The sequence below is a fragment of the Streptomyces actuosus genome, assembly GCF_016921115.1.
GTDB classification, from domain to species: domain Bacteria; phylum Actinomycetota; class Actinomycetes; order Streptomycetales; family Streptomycetaceae; genus Streptomyces; species Streptomyces actuosus_A.
Genome location: NZ_JAFFZS010000102.1, coordinates 1 through 1,330, shown reverse-complemented (window position 1 = coordinate 1,330; position 1,330 = coordinate 1). Strand labels below are relative to the sequence as shown.

Here is a 1,330-nt window from a genome sequence, read left to right as displayed (position 1 = left end):
TCTCCGCGGGCCTCGGCTTCAGCCGCGAGGACCGCCACACCAACGTGCAGCGCATCGGCTTCGTCGCCGAACTGCTCGCCCGCAACGGCGTCAAGGCGCTCGTCCCGGTCATCGCGCCGTACACCGACAGCCGGGAGGCGGTGCGCAAGCGGCACGAGACGCACCGGACGCCGTACCTGGAGGTGCACGTGGCGACCCCGGTCGAGGTGTGCTCCGTCCGCGACGTGAAGGGCCTGTACGCCAAGCAGGCCGCGGGGGAGCTGACCGGGCTCACCGGCGTCGACGACCCCTACGAGCAGCCCGAGACACCCGACCTGCGGATCGAGTCGCAGGACCAGACCGTGCAGGAGTCCGCGACGGCGGTCCACACCCTGCTCAGCGAAAGGGGACTGGCATGACCACCGTCGCCACCCTCGCGGAGGGCACCGACAGCCCGTACGCGCTCTCCCACCTGGACGCTCTGGAGTCCGAGGCGGTACACATCTTCCGCGAGGTCGCGGGCGAGTTCGAGAACCCGGTGATCCTCTTCTCCGGCGGCAAGGACTCCATCCTCATGCTGCACCTGGCCCTGAAGGCGTTCGCCCCCGCCCCCGTCCCCTTCTCCCTCCTCCACGTGGACACCGGACACAACTTCCCCGAGGTCCTCGCCTACCGCGACCGCGTCGTCGCCGCCCACGGCCTGCGCCTGCACATCGCCTCCGTACAGGACTACATCGACCGCGGCGTCCTCAAGGAACGCCCCGACGGCACCCGCAACCCCCTCCAGACCCTCCCCCTCACCGAGAAGATCCAGAACGAACGGTTCGACGCCGTCTTCGGCGGCGGACGCCGCGACGAGGAGAAGGCCCGCGCCAAGGAACGCGTCTTCTCCCTGCGCGACGAGTTCTCCCAGTGGGACCCCCGCCGCCAACGCCCCGAACTGTGGAACCTCTACAACGGCCGCCACGCCCCCGGCGAACACGTCCGCGTCTTCCCCCTGTCCAACTGGACCGAACTCGACGTCTGGCAGTACATCGCCCGCGAACACATCGACCTCCCCGACATCTACTTCGCACACGAACGCGACGTGTTCCGCCGCGGCGGCATGTGGCTCACCGCCGGCGACTGGGGCGGACCGAAGGACGACGAACCCGTCGAGAAACGCCTCGTGCGCTACCGCACCGTCGGAGACATGTCCTGCACCGGAGCCGTCGACTCCGACGCCACCACCCTGGACACCGTGATCACCGAGATCGCCGCCTCCCGACTCACCGAACGCGGCGCCACCCGCGCCGACGACAGACTCTCCGAGGCCGCGATGGAAGACCGCAAACGCGAAGGGTACTTCTAG

2 protein-coding genes are annotated in these 1,330 nt (G+C 69.3%); both read left to right on the top strand.

Annotated elements, in window-relative coordinates; genetic code table 11:
* Positions 1 to 398 (top strand): adenylyl-sulfate kinase (locus JS756_RS35720; RefSeq protein ID WP_205387426.1); only part of this gene is annotated, 398 nt, incomplete at its 5' end.
* Entirely contained in the window at positions 395 to 1,330 is a 936-nt protein-coding gene (gene cysD / locus JS756_RS35715) for a sulfate adenylyltransferase subunit CysD (protein ID WP_205387425.1), read from the top strand. The genes JS756_RS35720 and cysD, both read left to right, overlap by 4 nt.